Source organism: Paenibacillus sp. RC84 (genome assembly GCF_041260495.1).
Taxonomy (GTDB): domain Bacteria; phylum Bacillota; class Bacilli; order Paenibacillales; family NBRC-103111; genus Paenibacillus_F.
On record NZ_JBGBYL010000010.1, the window covers coordinates 199083 to 220770 of the forward strand.

Sequence of the window (21688 nt, forward strand, 5' to 3'; positions counted from 1 at the left end):
ATAATTCACACCTCCCCGCTTCATCCTAAATTTAAGTCAGTCTTCAACAAGGAGGAGCAATCATGAACAAGATCATGCGCCGTTTCATCCCTGCCCTTTCCGCGGCCGGCTTCATTATTGTAACTGTATCGGGATGCACTAATACGTATCCGAAGGAAACCAGTTACGGGCATCCCAAGCAGCGGATTGAGGGAAAAGGCCAGAGCCGGGCTTATCAGACCCAGCAGCAGGTCAGCGCCGTTTCCCACAACAATACTTTCTTCGCGTACGATCATGAGCTATCCACGCAAATTGCGGCCATGCACGGGGTGATGGGAGCTATCGTGATGAGAACAGACCGAAATGCCTACGCCGCCATCATGGTGGACAACTCCGCATCCGGAACCAAAGCGGGGCGCAGCGAAACGAAAACGCATGGCCCCGGGGACATGAAAAACCAAATTCCCCAGCCCTACTACGAGAACCTGTATACGAACGAACTCGCTTCGGACTTCCTCGGCTACGTGACGGTCCAGGATCATAAAAATTTATCCCATAACTTCAAGCAGGAAATAGCCCTTAAAATCAGACAGCTCGATCCGACGGTGCATGATGTGTACATCTCGGCTAACCGTGAATTCATTAACCAGCTCAACCATTATAAACTGGATGCCCTGTCGGGCGCTTCCCTCAAACCTTATGTGAACGAGTTTAATCAAGGAGCGACACGGATATTCGGGACGAAACCGCAGCCGTAACCGTAAAAGGAGATTCATGTCAGAAAAAACACCTTTTTATAGGAAGAAAGTCATGCGGAGGCATGCTTCTTGTTAATAAGCAGACAGAGGAAACCAAGCCATAGCTTTCCATCGTGCGGCCGTTAGGGTAGAATGGGAAGCATCCCTACATTCGAAGGAGCTTACACCAATATGTCTTTTCCATTTATAGACCTCGGCGTTCGTCCGGAGCTGGCCAAACTGCTGGCTCGAAGCGGCGTATCCGATCCGACTCCCATCCAGCAGCAGGCGCTGCCCGTTGTTTTCCGCGGCGGCGATGTGATTGCCCAGGCACAGACCGGAACCGGCAAGACGCTCGCCTTCCTGCTTCCCATGCTGGAGCGGACTAATCCCACACGCGCCGAAGTGCAGGGGCTTATTCTGACCCCTACACGGGAGCTTGCCATACAGATCGCCGCGGAGGCCGCCAAGCTGGCGCCCGCCCTCGGCATTAACGTACTGGCCGCATACGGCGGACAGGATGTCGAGAAACAGCTGCGCAAGCTTTCCTCGACAGGCGGTGTCCATCTGATCGTCGCAACTCCCGGACGCCTGCTCGATCACCTGCGCAGAGGATCCGTCGCTCTGTACAAGATTTCCATGCTGGTCCTCGACGAGGCCGATCAAATGCTTCATATGGGATTCTTGAATGAAGTCGAGGAAATCATTGCCCAGACTCCTCAGAGACGGCAGACGATGCTGTTCTCCGCAACGATGCCGGACCCGATCCGGAACCTGGCCAAGCGTTACATGGTCAATCCGGAAGAAATCCGGGTAAAAGCGAAGCAAGTTACACTCACGGAGATTGACCAATCCGTAGTGCGCGTATCGGATCGCGGCAAGCTTGACGCCTTATGCAGAGCCATCGATACGGATAAGCCTTACCTCGCGATGATATTCTGCCGCACGAAGCGGAGAGCGGCTTCCTTGAACGCCGACCTGCAGGAGCGCGGCTACAAGTCGGACGAGCTTCACGGCGATCTGTCGCAAGCCAAGCGCGAGCAGGTCATGAAGCGGTTCCGCGACGCCAGCATCCAACTGCTGGTCGCCACGGATGTGGCTGCGCGCGGGATCGACGTGGAAGGCGTTACACACGTCTTCAACTATGACATCCCGCACGACGCGCAAAGCTACATCCACCGCATCGGTCGGACGGGACGGGCGGGCCAAACCGGTGTCGCCGTCACGTTCGCCAGCCCGCGCGATCAGGTCTACGTCGACCAGATCGAGCAGGGCATCCGCCAGCAGCTCCGGCGGCAGGACGCTCCACGCCGCGAACGCGGCGAGGAGACCGACGAGCGCCGCGAGCGCGGAGGAAGCAGCCCTCGCGGCGAGCGGAACTTCGGCGGCGACAGAGCTAAGCCTGCGGGCAAAGGCGGCGGGCGCTCCCGCGGCGGCGACGGAGCGGGACGCTCCGAAGGCCGCTGGGAGCACCGCACCGACGGACCGCGCGGCGGTGCGGGCGGCCGGAACCGCGGCCGTGCGGATGCGCGCGACGCGGGCGGACCGCGCAGCGGCGGCGCCGGGCGCGGCACACGCAGCGACGGCGGCTTCCGCGGCGATAGCGCGGAGCGTCGCGACGGCGCGGACCGCGGCGGACGCGGACGCAGCGGCTCGGAGCGCGGCGGCTTCGGCGGCCCACGCGGCGGCTCGGGCCGCGACGACTTTGCCGGCGCACGCGGCGGCAGCGCCGGGCGCGGACCGCGCAGCGAGAGCGCGCGCGACAGCGGACGCGGCGACCGCAACAGCGCGGCGGGCCCGTTCGGCGAAGCCGGCTGGGGCGTAAGCGCCAAGCAGCGTGAAGAGGCGGAAGCCCGCAGCAGCCGCGGACGCGGCGGCGCCGATTCCCGCGGATCACGCGGAGGCGGTTCCGGCCGCAGCGACTTCGGCGGCTCGCGAAGCGGCGGCAGCGCCGGGCGCGGATCACGCAGCGGCGGCTCTAACGGCCGCGGTGCAGGCCCGCGCAGTGGCGGTTCGCGAAGCAGCGGACCTGCTCCGCGGGGCGGTTCCAAGCGCGGCAGGTAGTCAGCGGCCTGCGTTGAGCCGGCATTTTATCAGCAAGCTGGCTAACTACCTTTTAAGCTTCGCTTCGGATAGACCCCCCGCCTTGTGGAAAGAGGCTAATCGGAAATGTTTTGCAACTAACCGGGACTTCACGTTCCGGTTTTCTTTTTTACCTGTATTAAACGGGGTTCAGAAGCAGCTTATTATATAGAAGAAACTCAACAAAACAGAGATATCAAAATTCCATTTTAGTTAATTATAGGTAATTTATACCTGCATGCAGTGACTTTTCTCACAGAGATTTGGCCCGAAAGGTCTTTTAGCAAAAATGTGGTATCATAAAGAGGAACAAAGGAGGGTGTGATCCAGTGAATTTAGTATCGATTGAGCCAACCCCGAGTCCCAATACCATGAAGCTTAACTTAGATAAGGCGCTGCCTAAGGGCCGCAGCCTGACTTTTACCCGGAAACAGCGCGACAATGCGCCCGGCTATATTCAACAACTCCTCGATATCCCCGGGGTAACAAGCGTTTTTCAGGTAGCCGATTTTATCGCGCTTGACCGCTCCCCCAAAGGAGACTGGAAGCAGATTCTCACACAGGCCCGGGAACTGCTCGGCAGCGGCGGCTCTCAAGCCTCTCTTCCCGGCGAAGACGAAGCGGGGTCCGGTTTCGGAGAGGTTAAGGTACTGCTCCAGACCTTCCGCGGCATCCCTATGCAGATCCGGGTAAACGCAGGCGGCGAAGAAGCTCGTGCCGCTCTTCCGGAACGTTTTACACAAGCTGCGATGAAAGCGACCGAAAATTCTCCTCACCTGCTCAAGGAGCGGAAGCTGCAAGAGCTCGATGTCCGTTACGGAGAGCTTCAGGATGTGCTGAATGAGGTCGTTCAGGAAGTGGATGCGTCTTACGATGACAAGAGGTTGAGCCTGCTTACGGAACAGGCCGCTCAAGGGCTGTCCGATACGGACTATGCGGAAGCCCAGCGTCCGGCCGAATTGACCGAAGAGGAAATCGCCCGGCTCCTGGACGATCCCGACTGGAAAAAACGGTATGCCGCTTTGCAAAGCGTCAAAGCCACTCCCCAGACGCTGCCTCTGCTCGCCAAGGCTCTCGGAGATGAGAAAACGTCCGTACGCAGACTTGCAACGGTATATCTCGGCGATATCAAGGAACCGGAAGTGCTTCCTTACCTGTTCCAGGCTCTGGAGGACCGCACCCCGGCCGTCCGCCGTACGGCGGGAGACACTTTGTCCGATCTGGGGGATCCGGCAGCCGTTCCGGCTATGTCCACTGCCTTGAAAGATCCCAACAAGCTGGTCCGCTGGCGTGCCGCCCGTTTTCTGTACGAAGTCGGTGACGATTCCTGCCTCGAGGCCTTGCGCGAAGCGGCGGACGATCCGGAATTCGAAATCAGCATGCAGGTCCAGATGGCAATTGCCCGCATCGAGGGCGGACATGCCGCGGAAGGCTCGGTCTGGCAGCAAATGACACGCAGCCGCCAAGGAATCGACGCGCCTAAGCAGGACTAAAGCGGTCTCTTACCCCGTTGTGAAGATCACCCTGCTCGGACGCGTGCCCTATAGCTCTTCCCTATGAAAAAAAGCGTGCCTTTTCGCGATTCGCAAAACCTGTTTGCAAATCGGAAAACGGTACGCTTTTTAGTTTAACGGGCTTTTTGCGCGGCAAACTCGCCGAAATACCGGATCCGTTCCTCTATGGTCGGATGGGAACCGAGAAACCACTGCAGGAGCGCCGGCTGCGTGACCGGACTCAAATTCGCTGCGGCAAGCTTCTGAAAAGCGCTCACGCCCGCCTGGCCGTCTCCGGTCATTTTCATCGCATAGGAATCGGCCCTGACTTCCATCAGCCGCGAAGCGGCGTTGTCTATAGGAGTTACCGCAAGGCTCAGCAGAGAGACAATGGCGAGCAGCAGCGGCAGTCCGGCCATATCCCGAGGACCGCGAAGTCCTCTCGCTCTGCCCCAATTGCGCACCGCTATCTCGTAAATCCGGCTTCCGCCCCAGAGGAGGCCGAAGCTCATGACAAGCCCCAATCCGCTCCCCCAGAAGACGTGCCGCTCCGCATAATGCCCCATCTCGTGCGCCATGACGACCAGAATTTCGCGAGTGTCCATTTTTTGCAGAAGCGTATCCCACAGAACGACTCTGGCATTGGACCCGATTCCGGACACGTAGGCGTTGAGCTGATTCGTCCTCTCGGACATGTTGACCTCGTATACGTCATCCGCCGCGATTCCGGCCTGCGAGGCCAGATGCAGCAGCTCTTTTTTCAGTTCACCCGCCCGCAGCGGCGTAAATTCATTGTATAGGGGTTCGATAATTACCGGCTGGATAAACTGGAGAAACAGCAGGAGCGGTACGGAAAAAGCCCACAGCCACAACCACCATTTCCGGGGGCTTCGTTTCATCAAGGCAAGGACAAGCAAGAGAAGGAACGTCGTGGTCAGCCATTCGATCCCAAGGTTCTTCGCATGGTCAACCAGCCAGGTGCCTAAGCCGACGTTGGAAACTCCGTAGTGTCTCTCCACACTAAGCATAAAGTAGTCGAACGGCAGCATAAGGACATACACGACCAGCAGGAACAGAAAAACGAACAAGCCTGTCCGCAGTAGATAGCGCCGGGTCCAGCCTTCAATGTGGTCCCTGAACCGGATAGCCGTGCCCACAAGCAAAATCAGCAGAACAAGCTGCAAGGGAGTCTGCAAAAAGTACACAATCGAGCGGATGCGCGACAACACTTCTGCCCGATCGATCTCTCCTTCGCTCATAAACGTGTGCGGATCTATGGTGGTGCCCGCCGAGCCTGGCGGCAGACTGTAGATGTCCCCTCTGCCGAAATAAAATCCTACCGCAGCCGCATATACGGCAAAACCGAGGATCAGCACGACTTTCCAGTTCTTCATCTTCCTCCCCCGCTTCCTCGGTATTCGTTCGGACCGCATCGTGCCTGCAGGGTCCCTCATGATGTATATGCCGTCCGGAAGCCGAAAAAGACGGGTTTGTCCTTATTCAGCGGGAAATTTATTTACTGCGCCGCTTAAAGCGGTCTTCAGTGTTTGTCCGTGCAGCAGCACCTTCAGACGCTGGGGATCAAGCTTCCGCTGTTCCCAATTCAGCCGCAGTCTGTCCAGCGCTTCTTGCGGTGTATCGTCGGCAAGGCGGAACGAGCCGTAATGCATAGGCACGAAAATGTCCGCTTGGGTGTCCACAAAAGCCTGCACGGCTTCTTCCGGGGAAACGTGCTGAGTGGACATAAACCACTCGGGCTCGTAAGCTCCTATAGGCATCAGGGCGCAGCCAATGCGAAATCGTTCCCCGATCATCCGGAAGCCTTGGAAATACCCGCTGTCGCCCGCGAAATAGAGACTGTCCGGGTCCGTCCCCGGCTTGCCGGCATCCTCTATGATCCAGCCTCCCCAGTGGGAGGTGTTCGTATCCGTCAGCGAACGGCGGGTCCAGTGCTGCGCTGGAACGAAATGAAGGCGCAGACCGCCGAGCTCATGGCTTCCCCACCAGGAAAGCTCCTGTATATCGTCGAAGCCCTTACGCCGAAGCGTCTTCCCCAGCCCTTCCGGGACCAGCAGCTTGGGTTTTCCGGGAAGAGCACGCAAGGAACCGATATGGAGGTGATCGTAGTGCCCGTGCGAGAGCAGAACCGCATCCACCGGAGGCAGTTCGCCGAGCTTAAGCCCAGGTTCAGCCAGGCGCTTGTCGAACCCCATACGGCTCGCCCATACCGGGTCCGTGACCAGGTTTAGGCCGTTTTTCTGAAGCAGAAAGGTGGAATGGCCGATCCACGTGATCGTCGTCTCGCTCCGGTTGGCTTTCAAGTAGTCGGGATCTTTATCCGGACTTGTTTTTACAACGAAGGAAAGATCCTTCACTTTGCCGCTTCTTTCCTTACGCCATTTGCGAAGATCCGAGAATGTACTCAGTCCCGCTGCGGGGTCCATGTTCGTATATCTTTTCCTGTTCATCGCATGTTCCTCCTCCGATTGCCCGCGGCCGAACGATCCGGCCGCTTCTTTTCCCTTTATCTCCTATTTCCTATTGTACGAACAGCCGCCCCCGAGCGCAAAAAAACGCAAAAAAACCAAGCTCATAGCAGTGTTGCGGTCACAGACCCCATGTGACTTCCTCGCTCCACTGTGCGCCGCTATCCCGAAGATAGGCGCCTGGCTTGGTTTTCGGGATGTAAGACTAGCCGACTAGTCTCCAAGTCCCTGTTAGTACCATCATAGTACAAAACGTTCCCGGGCGCCATCCTTTTTTTGCTAGTTTAGAGGCTTATTCTTGCCCGGGTTTCCGCAGAAAGAAGGCAGGCCTCCAGGACCTTCATGCCGTTAATGGCATCTTCAGCCGAAAAACGATAGGGCTCCCGGCCCAAAACGGCCCGTCCGAAGTCGTCGAACTGCACGGCGTACTGGTTCACGGAAGGCGCGGCCTCCGTCCGGCGAGCACCGTTCACCGTGACGGTAAAGTCGGCTCCTCTTCCCTCCGGTGCGACAAAAGCGCTCGGCACTTCAATCGTCCCCGTCGTCCCGACGATTTCGATCGTATTGCGGGAGGCGGCCCACATGCCGCAATCGAACGTCAAGGCGACGCCATCCGGAAACTCCGCAAGCCCAGACGCCATCATATCTACGCCGCCGTGCCCGGGCGAGAAGAAAGCTTGCACCGTAACGGCTTCCGGCTCTTCGCCAAGCAGATAACGGGCCGCATTAAGCGTATAGCAGCCGATATCGTAAAGCGAACCGCCGCCCCACTCTTTGCGGCAGCGGACATTTCCCGTATCCGCGGAGTTATCGAACGTGAAGGAGGCGCGCATCGCGCGTATAACGCCCAGTTCCCCGGCCGCGAGAATCTCGCGGATTCGGTCGTACCGGGGATGATGCCGGTACATAAAGGCTTCCGCAAGGAGGACGCCCTCTTCCCTGCACGCCGCGGCCATTCCTTGCGCCTGGGCAGCCGTAAGGGCAAGCGGTTTTTCACAGAGCACATGTTTCCCCGCTCTTGCGGCCTTAATCGTCCATTCAAAGTGCAAATGATTCGGGAGCGGAATGTACACCGCATCTAGGGTCGGATCGGCGAGCAGCTCCTCATAGCTTCCATAGGCGGCAGGTATTCCGTGACGCCGGGCCGCTTCCCTGGCTTTGAACACGTCGCGGCTGGCAATAACGGCAAGCTCCCCCGTAGACGATGCCTGAATGGCGGGCACGGTTGCCCTTAGAGCGATGGAAGCGCACCCAAGAATGCCCCACCTTATTTTTCGGTTCGAAGATGACATGGTCTACCTCCCTTTCCCGCTTTCATGGTACGATAGAGTCAGTATAGCTTACCGCTCCGGTTCCGGATATAGGATGCGCACGAATCAGGCTCAAAAATTGGACGAAATGCAAAAAAGCACGCACAATAACTTACAGGAGGTTCTTCCGCCCCATGAAATCTTCCCGTGTCCCCACCCGGAGCTATTCCGCTCTGCTGGGCAGCCTGGCGGCCGTCTTCATCTGGTCAGGCATACGGCCTCACGATTATTTCACCTGGCTGCTGGAAGTGACGCCGGGGCTGATTCTGGTAGCCGTATTAATCGGCATTTACCGGCAGACTCCGCTTACCCTTCTCACGTATACGCTGGTGTGGGCTCATGTCATGATTTTGTTTGTAGGCGGGCACTACACGTATGCGGAGGTCCCCCTCTTCAACTGGCTTCGGGATACCTTCGATCTGGAGCGGAATTATTACGACCGGCTCGGTCATTTTATGCAGGGCTTTGTACCCGCCATTCTCACGCGCGAGATTCTAATCCGCAAAGTTCCCATACAGCCCGGAGGCTGGCTTACGTTTCTTACGCTCAGCGTCTGCCTGGGGTTCAGCGCTTTCTACGAACTCCTGGAGTTCACTGTCGCCAAGCTGACCGGGACGGCGGCGGAATCTTTCCTCGGCACTCAAGGCGATGTCTGGGACACCCAATGGGACATGATGTGCGCTCTGATCGGCGCCGTCCTTTCCCTGCTGCTTCTGGGCAAATGGCATAACCGGGCGATGAGACTCCCCGGCAGCTTTTAAATCTGATGTCTCTAATTCACACGATCGAAGGGAGCAGGCACTACCCTATGAACATGAATCAGCAGGAGATGGAAAAACGCATCATCGAGAACTATCAGCGCGACGAACGAATGATGATTCTGATTTTTGCCCAGTGGTGCATTAATCACGGACTGGACCCGGCCGCCCTGTATGCGCAGGCCTATCCCCAGCAGGGGAACAACACGGAGCTTCAGCAGGCGCTGGAGCTTACGGTTTCCAAGGAAGAAGCCGGAGAAATCCCCGACGACACTCTGCTCGGCGTGCTGTCCATGTTCGGCAATGAAGAGCTTGCCTTTGTGGTGACGGAGGAAATCGCCAAGCGGCCTCCGCGCAAGTAAACATCCATACTTTTTCCGCCCCCTTCGTAGAAGCGGGGTTCTTTTTGCTGCGCTGGGCCGGCTGCTCGGTCTGCAATTTTCGGTAAAATCACTTTTTCCGAATAATTCCATAAAACCGGGTTACATTACTAAGGAACGGAAAGGAGGATTTTCCATGCAACCGATAACCAGCAAAGAATTGGACTACCTGGCCGATTCCCTCACCAATGAGGATCTGCTGATTAAACAGACGGCGAATGCCATCGCCCATGCTCAAAACCCGGCTATCCGGCAGATCGCGGAGCATCTGATCCAGAGTCACCAGCAGCATTACGCTCAAATTTTGTCCGCTCTTCAGCAGCATGCCCAGCTTGCTCCGAACCAGCCGCAGCAGCAATAACTTTATTCAAGCCCGACAAAAGGAGGGATTTCCTATGAACCAGCAACCAAACAGCCAAAACCGGCAGCTGTCCTACCAGCAGCAGCAACAGCATAACCAGCGCCAACAGCAGTTGGAGCAGCTTTTTCAGCAGCAGTCCGCGTATCCGTACTCGCAAGGTTTCCAGCAAAATCAACAGCCGAATCAACAGCAGAACCGCCAGAGCGGCTCCATCCTGAGCGACAAAGACCTCCTGTTCGCAATCCTTGCCGACCATAAGCGCGTGGTCAGAGAATATGCAACGGCAACGACGGAATCCAACTGCCCGGCGATCCGCCAGCTGTTTAACCAGCTCACGCTGGATACCCTGCATCTGCAAGGGGAACTGTACACGTTTATGAAACAAAATAACATGTACACCACTCCCTCTCCAGCCCTGCGTCAGGATATCGACAAACAAATTCAGCACTCCCAGCAATCGGGACAACAAACCCAGCAACTCGTGAATCCCTACCTGTCTTCCGGAGGCCAGCACCAAGGATACTCCTACACACAACCTCCTTACAATCAGGCGGGACAAGCACAGCAGCAATACACGATGTAAAATTTCGAAATATCGCCACACGCGAACTAAGGAAAAATGAAAAAGCCTCTTCCCCGGGCGGGAGGAGGCTTCTTCGTTTTTCCGCGAGGCCGCAGAGAGCTCTGCGAGGAAGCTAGTGGCCGTCATGCGGTCCGCCGCTTTTTTCGATATAAAAAATTTAAAGATTCAATATACACGACATGTAATTAACATTGTTTTTTCATTCTTTTTTCCTACACACGAATATGCCATCAAAAAAACTAGATATTTCCTGGGCGTGAGCAGAAACTTCTCCGGAACTTACGCGTACATATGGTAGGAAGGCTCTTTTCTTCCGCAGTCGATTCGTACGTTCAAGGAGGCAGCTCAAAATGACAGCCTTATGGGGAACATTAACATTGCTCATTTTCGGCTTTTTAGTTGTAACCGTTTTCATAAAAAGTATCCAAGGTGCCCGGGACCAATACGGCGTGTCATCCTTTGATTACGAAGAGGAAGAGCACACGTCCGCAGCCCATCATGAATGGATGGCGGAACCGGGACCGGACAGTGCCTCCGTCAAGGAATGGGCGACTGCGGAAGTAGATAGCGCACGGACGGATGGAATACACAGCCGGCAGCCTGTTCAATTGCGCGCCGGTTCGGAAGCCGCTTCGGAGGCCGCTTCGGAGGAGAAGCAGCCGAACGGCTAGCGCCCGTTTTAGCCCGCTTCGGACCGATTGCGGGGCTGCCCGCAACATTCTCATTCTCTCGAGATTTCGCTCATAAGAAAAACCGTATTCCTCCACTGGACAGGAGAAATACGGTTTTTGCTTTTGCGGCTTCATACTGCACTGCAAGCTTGGCGGACAAACGGACGGGCTGTCATGCACTGTCATGCACTCGTGCGCCGTCATTCGCTGTCATTCGCAGGCCGATTCTTGGCCTACTTATAAATCACGTTGCCTTCGCGCCGGAATTCGGCGGCTTTATCGGCCATGCCCGCTTCCGCCGCTTCCTGTTCGCCGAGGCCGTTCTCGCGGGCATACTCGCGGATGTCCTGCGTAATCCTCATGGAGCAGAACTTCGGACCGCACATGGAGCAGAAATGGGCGGTTTTGGCCCCTTCCGCAGGGAGCGTTTCGTCGTGGTACTCCATCGCCCGTTCCGGATCAAGCGAAAGGTTGAACTGGTCGCGCCAGCGGAACTCGAACCGCGCTTTGGAAAGGGCGTTATCCCGGTCCTGCGCTCCCGGATGGCCTTTGGCCAGGTCTGCCGCATGTGCAGCGATTTTATAGGCGATTACGCCTTCGCGCACGTCGTTTTTATTCGGCAGGCCCAAGTGTTCCTTCGGCGTTACATAGCAGAGCATCGCCGTACCGAACGAGCCGATCATCGCCGCACCGATCGCGGACGTAATATGATCGTAACCCGGCGCGATGTCCGTTGTCAGCGGACCGAGGGTGTAGAACGGCGCCTCCTGGCAAACTTCCATTTGCCGGTCGACGTTCTCCTTGATGAGATGCATCGGAACGTGGCCGGGGCCTTCGATGATGACCTGGACGTCATGCTTCCAGGCAATCCGGGTCAGCTCTCCGAGCGTATCCAGTTCGGCGAACTGCGCTTCGTCGTTCGCATCCGCAATCGAACCGGGACGCAATCCGTCTCCGAGCGAGAACGAAATATCGTAAGCTTTCATAATTTCGCAGATATCTTCGAAATGGGTGTAGAGGAAGTTCTCCTTATGATGCGCCAGGCACCAGGCAGCCATAATCGAGCCTCCGCGGGAAACGATGCCCGTCGTTCTTTTGGCCGTCAGCGGAATGTAGCGGAGGAGCACGCCCGCATGAATCGTGAAGTAATCGACCCCTTGTTCGGCCTGTTCAATAAGCGTATCGCGGTAGATCTCCCACGTGAGTTCTTCGGCCTTGCCTCCCACTTTTTCCAGCGCCTGATAAATCGGCACCGTTCCGATCGGCACCGGTGAATTCCGCACGATCCATTCGCGCGTCGTGTGGATGTTTTTGCCCGTGGATAGGTCCATAACCGTATCGGCTCCCCAGCGGGTCGCCCAGGTCATTTTTTCCACCTCTTCCTCAATCGAAGAAGCTACGGCCGAGTTGCCAATGTTCGCATTCACCTTCACAAGGAAATTGCGCCCGATGATCATCGGCTCGCTTTCCGGGTGATTGATATTCGAAGGAATAACGGCACGGCCCCGGGCCACTTCATCACGGACAAATTCGGGCGCCACATTCTCGCGGATGGCGATGTACTCCATCTCCGGCGTAACGATCCCTTTGCGCGCATAGTGCATCTGGGTCACATTGCTGCCCGGCTTGGCACGAAGCGGTTTCCGGTTAAGGCCGGGAAACACTTCCGTATTCGCCAGCGCTTCCTCGCTGCGCAGCCCGTTGTCCTCCGGCTTCACGGTGCGGCCCTCGTAAGCCTCCACGTCGCCGCGCTCCACAATCCAGCCGTACCGGTTCGAAGGCAGACCCCTGCGGATATCGGTTGCCTCTTCGGTATCCGTGTACAAACCGCTCGTGTCGTAAACACGGACCGGGGCATTCTCTTCTTCGCCAAAACGCCCGGAGGACGGACTCAATTGAATCTCCCTCATCGCTACGCGCACGTCCGGACGAGAGCCTTCCACATAAACTTTGCGGCTCCCCGGAAAAGCGGATACGTTAGGCTCCTGGATTTCTGTACTTTTGGTCATTTTAAAAACCCCTCCCGAACTTTATTGGCTCGTTGTAAAAGCCTTATTAATGGACGTTTATGGCTTAAACGGCGGTTTGGCATACCTTTTCGAACGCGTTTATGCTCGCTGATAGACTGCCTGCAGCCAACCGGTAAAATTAACTGTCGGCGCCGGCTTATCCCCCCGTAAACAGGCGGGAAAACCTCCGGGCCGCTTCGCGCGGATCGTCGGCGCCGCTGATGGCCGAGATGACCGCCACGCCGTCGGCTCCGGCCGCCAGTACGGCGCCCGCGCCCTCCGGCGTGATGCCGCCGATGCCCGCCAGCGGCAGCGCAATGCCGTCCGCCCGCATGGCGGCAAGGATGCCCGGACCCTGCACGGCACGGGCATCCGGTTTCGTCGCCGTGGCGTACATCGGGCCCGCGCCGAGGTAATCGGCGCCGCAGCGGACCGCCTCCCGCGCCTCGGCGGGGTCATGGGCGGATATGCCGAGTATCCGCCCTTTAAATCTTTGGCGCAGTCCGGCCGTGTCCCACTGCGCCAGATCTTCTTGGCCGACGTGAACTCCGTCGGCCTCCAGCTCTTCCGCCAGGCGGAGATCGTCGTTCACGATGAACGGGATTCCCGCCCGGCGGCAGACGCCGAGGAGCCGGCTCCCCAGCTCCGTCCGTTCTTGGCCCTGCAGGGCGCCGGGGCCCTTCTCCCTGAACTGGAACAGCGTGACGCCGCCTTCTATGGCCGCCTGCAATACGGCAGCGGGGTCTCTGCCCCCGCAGTTGGGGCTCCCCATCACGAGATAAACCTTCAACGCTTCCCTGAGATTGCCGGTATACCGGGTTTCGGCAGCCGTTTTTGTCATCACAGCCATCCCTCTCCTTCTCCGGCCGCGGCCGGTGCCGTTTTGAAGAAAGCGCCTGCCGTCCCCGGTCTGTTGTACCCCCAATGATTGGTCGGGCCATGCCCCGCTCCAAGGTTCAGAGGGTTCGCGAGAGCCGCCTGGATAAAGCGTTTGGCGAGCAGCACCGCTTCGTCCATAGGTAGCCCGGAAGCAAGACCCGCCGTCAAAGCGGCGGCGAAGGTGCAGCCGGTGCCGTGCGTATGCCGCGTCTCTATCCAGGGAGCCGCAAATTCCGTAAACACGCGGCCGTCGTACAGCAGGTCCAGCGATTGGGCGCGGTTCCCTCCGTGGCCGCCTTTCAGCACCACGTATTTCACTCCCCACGCATGAATCCGGCGGGCGGCTTCTTTGCGGTCCGCCATCGTTGCGATCCGCATTCCCGTCAGAACCTCCGCCTCGGGGATATTCGGCGTCACGACTTGCGCCAGCGGAAGCAGCAGGCTCCTAAGCGCCTGCACGGCATCCTCCTGCAGCAGGCTTGCTCCGCCTTTGGCGATCATGACGGGGTCCACGACCAGACGGGACCATTTGTAGAAAGACGCGCGGTCCGCTACGGCTTCAATGATCTCCGCGCTGAAAAGCATGCCCGTCTTCCAGGCGGCGGGCCCGATATCTCCGGCAACCGCGTCGATCTGAGCCGCCACCATAGAAGAAGGGATCGGATGAACTCCGTGAACGCCAAGCGTGTTCTGTGCCGTTACGGCCGTCAAAGCGCTTGCTCCGAATACGCCGAGCTCCTGGAATGTTTTGAGATCGGCCTGGATGCCCGCCCCTCCTCCGCTGTCGGAACCGGCAATCGTGGCCGCCGCAGGAACGAGCGGAGCTTGACGGCAAGGTTCCGGCGGATGCTGCTGTTTGTTTAAGGACATGTTCATCAGGTTGCACCTCCATTAACTTGCAGTGGCCGACATAATTCCTCTTTTTCGCATAGGTCTACACGACTATAAAGATATAGGTAGTCACACAGTCAGCGGCAGGTCTTGAAATTCTTGAGGAAAGTCCTGCTTCTGATGCCGGTTGGTCTGGCCGTTCGTCCCTTCCGTTCGATGCTGCGGTTTTGGATGGCGTTGAGTAATCTTCGCCTCCCGCCTGCACCACATCCGTCAGCCTACGCTGACTCCCTCCAAAGGACTGCTCGCGGTCGCATAACGCTTGCGCGGGATTCGTCCGGCTTCGTACCCGGCCCTTCCGGCCTCCAAGGCCAGTTTCATGGCATACGCCATCCGCACAGGATCGGCTGCGCCGGAAACCGCCGTGTTCAGCAGCACTCCGTCCGCTCCCATTTCCATAGCCAGCGCGGCGTCCGAAGGAGCCCCGATGCCTGCGTCCACGATGACGGGTACGCGCGCTTCTTCGATAATGAAGCTGAGATTCAGCGGGTTGATAATGCCTTGACCGGTACCGATCGGCGATGCCCCCGGCATGATCGCATGAACGCCCATCTCCTGCAAACGGCGCGCCAGCACGACATCATCCGACGTATACGGCAGGACAAGAAACCCTTCGGCCAGCAGCATTTCGGTGGCCTTCAGCGTTTCTACCGGATCGGGCAGCAAGGTCTTGTCACAGCCGATCACTTCCACTTTGATCATGTCGCAGAGTCCGGATGCTTTCGCCAGCTTGGCGATGCGGACCGCTTCTTCGGCCGTTTTGGCTCCCGCCGTATTCGGCAGCAGCTTGAACTTGCTTACATCCAGCATGGACAAAAAGTTCGGCTGTTCCGGGTCATAAATATTCATCCGCCGCACGGCAAAAGTTAAAATCTGCGCTTCGGAAACCTCGACCGCCTTTTTCTGAATCGTAAAATCCGGGAATTTTCCCGTTCCCAGCAGCAGCCTGGAGTTGAATTCGTAAGGTCCGATTTTCAGCATAGAGTCAGCCTCCTCCTACAAAATGAACGATTTCGATCCGGTCGCCGTCCGCCACCGGGGCATCCGCATGCTCTTCCGCCTGCAAAATATGCCCGTTGGTCTCCACGATAAGCAGATTGCGTTTTAATCCAAGGTGCCGGATCAGCCCTTCTACGGTATGTACCGTTTCCGGCACCGTAATGTCGTCTCCGTTTACATGCAGCTTCACTCGTCAAATGCCTCCTTCACTTGCAAAATGCAGACTCCGGGCCGGTACACGGAGCCATGCTCCCCAGCCGGCGGGGTCTACTGCCTTACAGCCGCGGCTGCCGCCTTTCTGTCCGGCCGGAACGCTTCGAGCAGCTCACTCGCCCCCGGCAGAGCCGCTTCGGCAGCGGCGGCCCCGCCCGTGAGCACCGAAGCGGCAAGCACGCCGGTCGCCTGCGACAGCAAGATGCCGTTGCGGTAATGCCCGAGGGCTGCGAAAAGCCCCTTGCAGGCCGTTACCTCGCCGATGTAAGGCATCCCGTCGGGCGTCTGAGGCCGCAGCCCCGCCCAGGCGCGCTCCCACTCGGCATCCGCAAGCCCCGGCACGAGCCGCTGCGCCTGCGCGGCCAGCGAAAGCAGGCTGCCAAGACGCGGACTGCGGTCGAAGGAGCCGGGCTGAGCCGTGGCTCCCACGATGATCCGCCCGCCCGGCTTGGGCACGATATAGCAGCCGCCCGAAGCGATCGTCCTCGCGAGAAGAGGCTGCCGTACGGTGAGGGAGAAGCATTCTCCCTTCACCGGATACACGGGCAGCTCCACGCCCAGAGGCGCCAGAATCTGGGCGCTCCAAAGCGAGGACGCCAGCACCGCGCCGGCGCAGCGGATCTTCCCTTCGCGGGTCTGCACGCCGATCACCCGGCCCGACTCCGTCAGGAGTCCGGTCACGTCGGCGTGCTCCATGATCCGCGCGCCAAGCCGCGCCGCTCCGGCGGCCAGAGCGGCCGACAGCTCCGGCGCCAGCACGTGCCCCTCGTCGGGCAGGTGAAGCGCCCCGCGGAGCTCCTTGCTCAGCCCGGGCTCCAGCCAGCCTGTCTCGCACGGACTGAGCCATTCCGCCCGGCCGCCGGCCTCCTGCTGGAAACGGCCGTCCGCTTTGAGCGCCGCCGCTTCGGCATCGGTCCAAGCGGCTTTAAGCATCCCCCGGCGGGTGAGGCCGATGTCCAGGCCCGTCAGCTCCTTGAGCTCTTCCGCCAGTTCCGGGAACAAATCCCGGCTCCTGCGGGCAAAATCAAACATCGGCCCCGCCTCGTGCATTTCGGACTGGGCCCCAAGCATCCCGGCTGCCGCGCCCGACGCCTGCCCGGCAATACGCTCCTTTTCCAACAGAGTCACTCGGACTCCCCGCTTCGCCAGCTGATAGGCGATCGAGCAGCCGATGACGCCTCCTCCGATCACGACAATATCCGTATCCCGATTCATCTCAGCTCTCCTCCTGTTTTCTCCGGCTGCAGGACAAGCTCCAGCTCGTGCCGGTAACGCTCCGCAGCCTCCGCGGGATTCTCCGCTTCCCATATGCCGCTCATTACGGCCACGCCCGCTGCTCCCGCACGAATCACCTCGGCGCAGTTCTCCGGAAGAATCCCTCCGATCGCGATAACCGGGAGGCGTCCGCAAGCCAGCACCGTCTCACGCAGCGCTTCCGCGCCGCGCGGGGCCGCTCCGGGTTTGGAGCCTGTGGCGAATACATGGCCGAATATCACATAATCGGCCCCCTCCTTCGCGGCACGGCCGCCTTCCTCCGGCCCGTGAACGGAGACGCCTACGCGCAGGCCGGGGAACCCTTTTTTCACGGCGGAGGCGGGCAGGCCGCTTCCCGGAAGCTGCACGCCGGCCGCTCCGGACAGCCGGGCCGCATCGGCGCGATCGTTGACGACAATCTTGCCCGGCGGGACCCCGCAGGCGGCAAGCCCCGAGAGCAGCGCCCACAGCTCCCGCGGGGACTGCTTTTTTTCACGCACATGAATGGCCGTTACGTAAGGATGAATGGCGGAGGCAACCCGTATAAGCTCCTCCGGTTTCTGCCTTCCGGTTGAGATGGCGTGGAGTTCCGGTCCGGCGGGATAAGGGGTCATCTCGTTCTTCTCCTCTCGGCTTGTATAGAGCGGCTTATAATCTATCCTCGGGCAGGTCCCGCTTTCTGACAGACGAAGCGGCAATAAACGCAAAAAAACCACTTTCCGCAGAAAGTGGTTTTCCCGTACACCGTTGCACGCGAGCCTGGACGCCGCTCCGCCGATTGGCGGAAACGACCGACCGTACCGGTATTTCTCCAATTCCGGTCTTCTCGCGCCTACGGCCGCCGGGCGGTTCGTAAGCGGACAAGATTTTCCGGAACAACCGGTAGCAGCCTCAGGCTTGCAGTGAACTAAAAAAGACCGGACGGAATATACCGTGCGGCCTTGGTCGGCAGGGTTATTCTCTCTACGCTGGCATTACCCAGATCAGATACGGTTAGTGACATTCGCGGTCACACTCTCAGCCGGACTTCATCCAGCTCCCGAAACATATAAGGTTATCTTAACCTTACCTTATCCTTTTTCCAATTACAAGTTAAATTTTCCCGTAAAAAACGGCCGGAACCGAGCTCGTCTATTTCCGGCAAGCTCCAGATACCCGCTTCCGTATGTTTCCATCCTCCGCTTTTGCGTCAAAGAAAGGGATCTTCGGGTAATAAAAAAGTACGATCGGGCGGTGTTCATCTCTTCAGGAGAAACCGTCCCAACCACGTATCCGAAGGGGAGGAATGTCCGATGGCAGCGCTGACCGAAGAAGAAAAAAACAAGCTGGAGCAGCGGCTTTACAAGGAAAAAAGCGAGCTGGAGCACGTGCTTGAGTCCGACCGGGAAGAAGACTCTCTGAGAGACTCTACCGGAGAACTATCCTCATACGACAATCACCCCGCCGACATCGCAACCGAAGCGTTCGAAAGAGGCCGGGACCAGGCGGTGGATGAAAATATGGAACAACAGCTTACAGACGTCAAACATGCGATCGGCCGGCTTGAATCCGGTTCTTACGGTGTATGCGAAGTATGCAAGGAGCCGATTCCGTTCGAACGCCTGGAGGCGATTCCATGGGCTTCTACCTGCGTTGAACATTCGGAGATACGTGCGCAAGGCGATCCCGCAGAACGCCCGGTAGAAGAAGAAATTCTCGAACCGATCCTGGAGTCTCCGAACGATGACGACACGGGCCGCGCCGAAATCGACGACGCGGACGCCTGGAAGACCGTAGAAGAATACGGCAACAGTTCGGATACCCGCAGGACGGGAAACGCTCAGGTGAAGGAACCCGCGGACGACTGCGAAGACGAGAAGTAGATAAACATGCCAAAAAGGATGAGGCATTCGCGAAGAATCCCTTCATCCTTTTTGGCATGTCGCCTGTATAATCGTCTTTATCCTATGGCATGTATGACGCCTTCCGCAGGCTAACCGGCAGTCTAGCTTTCTTCTTCCGTCAGCCGGTATCCGCAGGTCGTGCAGAACTGCATACCGGGTTCGATATCTTCTTTGCACTGGGGGCAGAAAGGCTTCAATTCCATAATAGCCGTAAAATCCGCCTGCTCGTGAATCGGTTCGAATTTCCGCCCGCAGTTCGGGCAAAACCGGGTATCCACCGCGACCACGTGTCCGCATTCGCACGATTTCTCGTCGTACAGACTGTAAATCCGGTTCTGCATCGCCTTGATTTCATCTTCGATAGCCTGAAGCTCAGCCGTTACGGCCGCGACCTGCGTCTCCGGGTAAGGCTGCTTCTGCTTGCCCGCTTCGTAGACGAATTCGCCGATCTGCGTATACAGTTTCTGCATATCTCTCTGCTTCGCCGCAATTTGCAGCTTCAACCGGTTAACTTCGATCGTCTGCTGCGCTTTTTTCCCCGCTTCGGCTGCGCCCTGTTTAATCTTCCCGATAAATCCGGACATAGGGTACCTCCTTGATGTTAAGATTGCATGGGCACAATCTGACTTTTATAATACCCCCATTATACCCGTTTCCCGCTGGATGCGCTAATTTGGCCTCCGTTATAGTGTATGGGGCCTTTCCGGAAAAAAGGACACCAATTCCGATTTTCCCAGGAATTTAACGTATTCCGCGAAATTTCCGGGTCCAATTTGGAGGCGGTTTGAAGGGCGGGGCGTTGCCGGCAGTTGAGTTCAGGCCATCAACCAACCGGATGGCGGACAGTCTGCATATGCAGATGAACCGCATTCCCGAGAACGAAGCCGTCGGCCAGCTATCCTTTTGCAAAGCTTATCGCGCCCTTCCCTACTCTCCCCTGTACAAAAAAAACGCCCCGGCCCTTAAGCCGAAGCGCTTACATCTTCCGATCCGATGCCCGAATCCGATGGCGATACATGAAGACATCTGCAAAAACAAAACCCGATCCCGATCAGCTCCGGGCGGTCTCTTTACTTTCGCGGGACGGATCAGGGCTGCCGTCCCCGACCAGATCCAGATCAAACCCGACCTCGAACATCCGGTTCCACGGCAAATGAACGTTGGCGATCCGGATCTGTCCGGACGTCAGCCCGGCGAGGCGCTCACTGGCAAACGCGCGCAGTTTCTCCGCGATGACGGCTTCGATTTCAGGCTGCTTGCCGGCGAGCCCGAAATATCCCGCTCCGAACGCCGGAAGCACGTTCGCCGTCACATCCTTGCGGACGAGGGCCTGGTAGCCCCAGTCTTCTACGAGCCGGTAGAAGTAGAAGGCCCGGCTGCTCCGCTTCTGTGCTTCGCTGCGCAAACGGCCTCCCGCCGGGGTGTCCGCGTCCGTCCCGCCGGCCGTTTCCCTCGCGCCCGCGTAGTAAGCCTCGATGACGGCGTGCGCGATGACGGTGCCCAGCGTATTGCCGGAGGTGTTCCACCCGGCATACGCGGAAAGCCCTTCAAGCTGGCCCTGACGGGCAAGCAGCTTGAGCAGCACGGTGTCGCCGCCGTTGCAGACCGCCACGTCGGCCAGGGCTACGGTCCGCCCTTCTCCGAGATACACGCGCATCGCCTGGGCGAACTCGCGCAAATTCACCTCGGAGAAGTAGGACCGGTGCCGCTGGCTCCACGCCTGCGACGTTTCCGCCATGTCCGATTCGCCCACGGCCGGCGAATTGACCATCAGCACGGCGTCTGCACCCTGCGAGCTGTCCGCCATAAAAGCGCCTGCACTCGTCAGGTGCGCCTTGATGCTCTCGTTCAAGCTGCGGTCCTCGTACTTCGGAATGCAGAAAGGTCCCCTCGTGGAGGAATACCGGACGAACAGCTTCGGAAGGTATCCTTTGCTTTCGCAGAAAATCCGGGCAAACAGCGTACAGCCGATTTCGTCCGCCCCCGGGTATATCGCAACGCGATCCGTCAGGTCCAGCTCTTCCGAGAGGATGGCGAGCGCTCTCTGCTCCAGCGGGGAAAAGCCGTACTGGGAATTATCGTCGAGTGGGATGATCAAATAGTCGATAATCCCTTCTTCCGCAAGCTCCAGTGCCGTCCGGTTGACGAACGCGTTGATTTCGCGCCGTCCGGTGAAATCCTCCAGCACATCCTGCGGAATTTTGTCCAGAATGCCGGCGAAAATCCGCTCTTCTTCGTCCGTCAGCGCTTCCTGCTGTTTCTTGTCCGTATACCAGCCGTAGAGGAACAGCTCGCGGCCGTAATCCGCGTAATAATCCGGCTCCTCTTCGCTGCTGGAATAGGCGGGCACCCTCATAATCAGATTAAAAGCGTGGATCCGCAGGTCCGGCTTATTCCTTTTGAGTTCGCGCAGCACTTCAAGGCGCTTCAGCGCATCTTCACGGGTCAAATAGTGCAGCCGGGAAGGTACGATGCCTCCGTAAACGAGCATATCCAGCGACACCAGGGCATAGTCCGCCCCTTCCGCTTCCCGCAGCAGCCAGTTTCCAAGAGCCTCGGTGTCCCCCGGCGCTTTCTTGCGTCCCAGAATGGACATGGGCGGAGCGGCAAGCTCCAAATCGGTCATCTCGGCCAGGCGCTGCGGGTATTCCAGGTTACACGGCCGCTCGTCGAGCGGTACAAATACGATTTTCGTCATCCCAATGATCTCCCCTGATCAG

Annotated in this window: 21 protein-coding genes; 9 read left to right on the forward strand and 12 right to left on the reverse strand. The window is 58.2% G+C overall.

What is annotated here, in order from left to right; genetic code table 11:
- Positions 1-62 precede the first annotated feature (62 nt).
- The 3 genes from ABH899_RS22460 to ABH899_RS22470 all read left to right on the forward strand — a co-directional run bounded on the left by ABH899_RS22460 (position 63) and on the right by ABH899_RS22470 (position 4291).
- Positions 63-737 carry a hypothetical protein gene (locus tag ABH899_RS22460; protein ID WP_009671715.1) on the forward strand — a complete coding sequence of 225 codons (675 nt, stop codon included), beginning with the start codon at positions 63-65 and terminating at the stop codon, positions 735-737.
- 171 nt (positions 738-908) lie between these two features.
- Positions 909-2780 (forward strand): DEAD/DEAH box helicase, encoded by a 1872-nt coding sequence (locus tag ABH899_RS22465; RefSeq protein ID WP_370000706.1) that lies wholly within the window; start codon positions 909-911, stop codon positions 2778-2780.
- Positions 2781-3127: 347 nt separating this feature from the next.
- Positions 3128-4291, forward strand: a complete 1164-nt coding sequence (locus ABH899_RS22470) for a conserved virulence factor C family protein (RefSeq protein ID WP_370000708.1) — start codon at positions 3128-3130, stop codon at positions 4289-4291.
- A gap of 134 nt (positions 4292-4425) precedes the next feature.
- On the opposite strand, the gene ABH899_RS22475 is transcribed toward ABH899_RS22470, so the two are convergent.
- The 3 genes from ABH899_RS22475 to ABH899_RS22485 all read right to left on the reverse strand — a co-directional run bounded on the left by ABH899_RS22475 (position 4426) and on the right by ABH899_RS22485 (position 8069).
- Positions 4426-5685 carry a M48 family metallopeptidase gene (locus ABH899_RS22475; RefSeq protein ID WP_370000710.1) on the reverse strand — a complete coding sequence of 420 codons (1260 nt, stop codon included), beginning with the start codon at positions 5683-5685 and terminating at the stop codon, positions 4426-4428.
- A gap of 102 nt (positions 5686-5787) precedes the next feature.
- Entirely contained in the window at positions 5788-6759 is a 972-nt protein-coding gene (locus ABH899_RS22480; RefSeq protein ID WP_370000712.1) for an MBL fold metallo-hydrolase, read from the reverse strand.
- A gap of 302 nt (positions 6760-7061) precedes the next feature.
- On the reverse strand, positions 7062-8069 hold the full coding sequence (locus ABH899_RS22485) for a Gfo/Idh/MocA family protein (RefSeq protein ID WP_370000714.1): 1008 nt from the start codon (positions 8067-8069) through the stop codon (positions 7062-7064).
- Positions 8070-8221: 152 nt separating this feature from the next.
- On the opposite strand from ABH899_RS22485, the gene ABH899_RS22490 reads away from it, so the two are divergent.
- The 5 genes from ABH899_RS22490 to ABH899_RS22510 all read left to right on the forward strand — a co-directional run bounded on the left by ABH899_RS22490 (position 8222) and on the right by ABH899_RS22510 (position 10840).
- Complete coding sequence (locus ABH899_RS22490; protein WP_370000716.1) at positions 8222-8848, forward strand: DUF2238 domain-containing protein; 627 nt, start codon at positions 8222-8224, stop codon at positions 8846-8848.
- A gap of 53 nt (positions 8849-8901) precedes the next feature.
- Entirely contained in the window at positions 8902-9207 is a 306-nt protein-coding gene (locus tag ABH899_RS22495) for a hypothetical protein (protein WP_036739927.1), read from the forward strand.
- Between the two features lie 154 nt (positions 9208-9361).
- Positions 9362-9586, forward strand: coding sequence for a hypothetical protein (locus ABH899_RS22500; protein WP_370000718.1), 225 nt, complete (start codon positions 9362-9364; stop codon positions 9584-9586).
- A gap of 34 nt (positions 9587-9620) precedes the next feature.
- Positions 9621-10169: a spore coat protein gene (locus tag ABH899_RS22505; protein WP_370000720.1), complete on the forward strand. Its 549-nt coding sequence runs from the start codon at positions 9621-9623 to the stop codon at positions 10167-10169.
- A 350-nt stretch (positions 10170-10519) separates the two neighbouring features.
- Positions 10520-10840, forward strand: coding sequence for a hypothetical protein (locus ABH899_RS22510; protein WP_370000722.1), 321 nt, complete (start codon positions 10520-10522; stop codon positions 10838-10840).
- 233 nt (positions 10841-11073) lie between these two features.
- On the opposite strand, the gene thiC is transcribed toward ABH899_RS22510, so the two are convergent.
- The 7 genes from thiC to ABH899_RS22545 form a co-directional block, all read right to left on the reverse strand.
- The gene (thiC, locus tag ABH899_RS22515; protein ID WP_370000724.1) at positions 11074-12849 is read right to left on the reverse strand and encodes a phosphomethylpyrimidine synthase ThiC; all 1776 of its coding nucleotides are present in this window, start codon (positions 12847-12849) and stop codon (positions 11074-11076) included.
- Between the two features lie 157 nt (positions 12850-13006).
- Positions 13007-13690 (reverse strand): thiamine phosphate synthase, encoded by a 684-nt coding sequence (thiE, locus tag ABH899_RS22520; RefSeq protein WP_370000882.1) that lies wholly within the window; start codon positions 13688-13690, stop codon positions 13007-13009.
- Positions 13690-14604, reverse strand: a complete 915-nt coding sequence (thiD, locus tag ABH899_RS22525) for a bifunctional hydroxymethylpyrimidine kinase/phosphomethylpyrimidine kinase (protein ID WP_370000726.1) — start codon at positions 14602-14604, stop codon at positions 13690-13692. Before thiD ends, thiE begins: the two co-directional genes overlap by 1 nt.
- 228 nt (positions 14605-14832) lie before the next feature.
- Positions 14833-15600 (reverse strand): thiazole synthase, encoded by a 768-nt coding sequence (locus tag ABH899_RS22530; RefSeq protein ID WP_009672289.1) that lies wholly within the window; start codon positions 15598-15600, stop codon positions 14833-14835.
- Between the two features lie 4 nt (positions 15601-15604).
- The gene (thiS, locus tag ABH899_RS22535; protein ID WP_042234269.1) at positions 15605-15808 is read right to left on the reverse strand and encodes a sulfur carrier protein ThiS; all 204 of its coding nucleotides are present in this window, start codon (positions 15806-15808) and stop codon (positions 15605-15607) included.
- 77 nt (positions 15809-15885) lie between these two features.
- Entirely contained in the window at positions 15886-17046 is a 1161-nt protein-coding gene (gene thiO, locus ABH899_RS22540) for a glycine oxidase ThiO (RefSeq protein ID WP_370000729.1), read from the reverse strand.
- Positions 17043-17699 (reverse strand): thiamine phosphate synthase, encoded by a 657-nt coding sequence (locus tag ABH899_RS22545; RefSeq protein ID WP_370000731.1) that lies wholly within the window; start codon positions 17697-17699, stop codon positions 17043-17045. Before ABH899_RS22545 ends, thiO begins: the two co-directional genes overlap by 4 nt.
- Positions 17700-18377: 678 nt before the next feature.
- Here ABH899_RS22545 and ABH899_RS22550 point away from each other — a divergent pair.
- The gene (locus tag ABH899_RS22550; RefSeq protein ID WP_370000733.1) at positions 18378-18947 is read left to right on the forward strand and encodes a TraR/DksA C4-type zinc finger protein; all 570 of its coding nucleotides are present in this window, start codon (positions 18378-18380) and stop codon (positions 18945-18947) included.
- A 122-nt stretch (positions 18948-19069) separates the two neighbouring features.
- Here ABH899_RS22550 and ABH899_RS22555 read toward each other — a convergent pair whose 3' ends face one another.
- The gene (locus tag ABH899_RS22555; RefSeq protein ID WP_218231233.1) at positions 19070-19552 is read right to left on the reverse strand and encodes a zinc ribbon domain-containing protein; all 483 of its coding nucleotides are present in this window, start codon (positions 19550-19552) and stop codon (positions 19070-19072) included.
- Positions 19553-20019: 467 nt separating this feature from the next.
- A complete protein-coding gene (locus tag ABH899_RS22560; protein ID WP_370000735.1) occupies positions 20020-21666 on the reverse strand; it encodes a DUF4127 family protein in 1647 nt (548 codons plus the stop codon).
- Between the last annotated feature and the right edge of the window lie 22 nt (positions 21667-21688).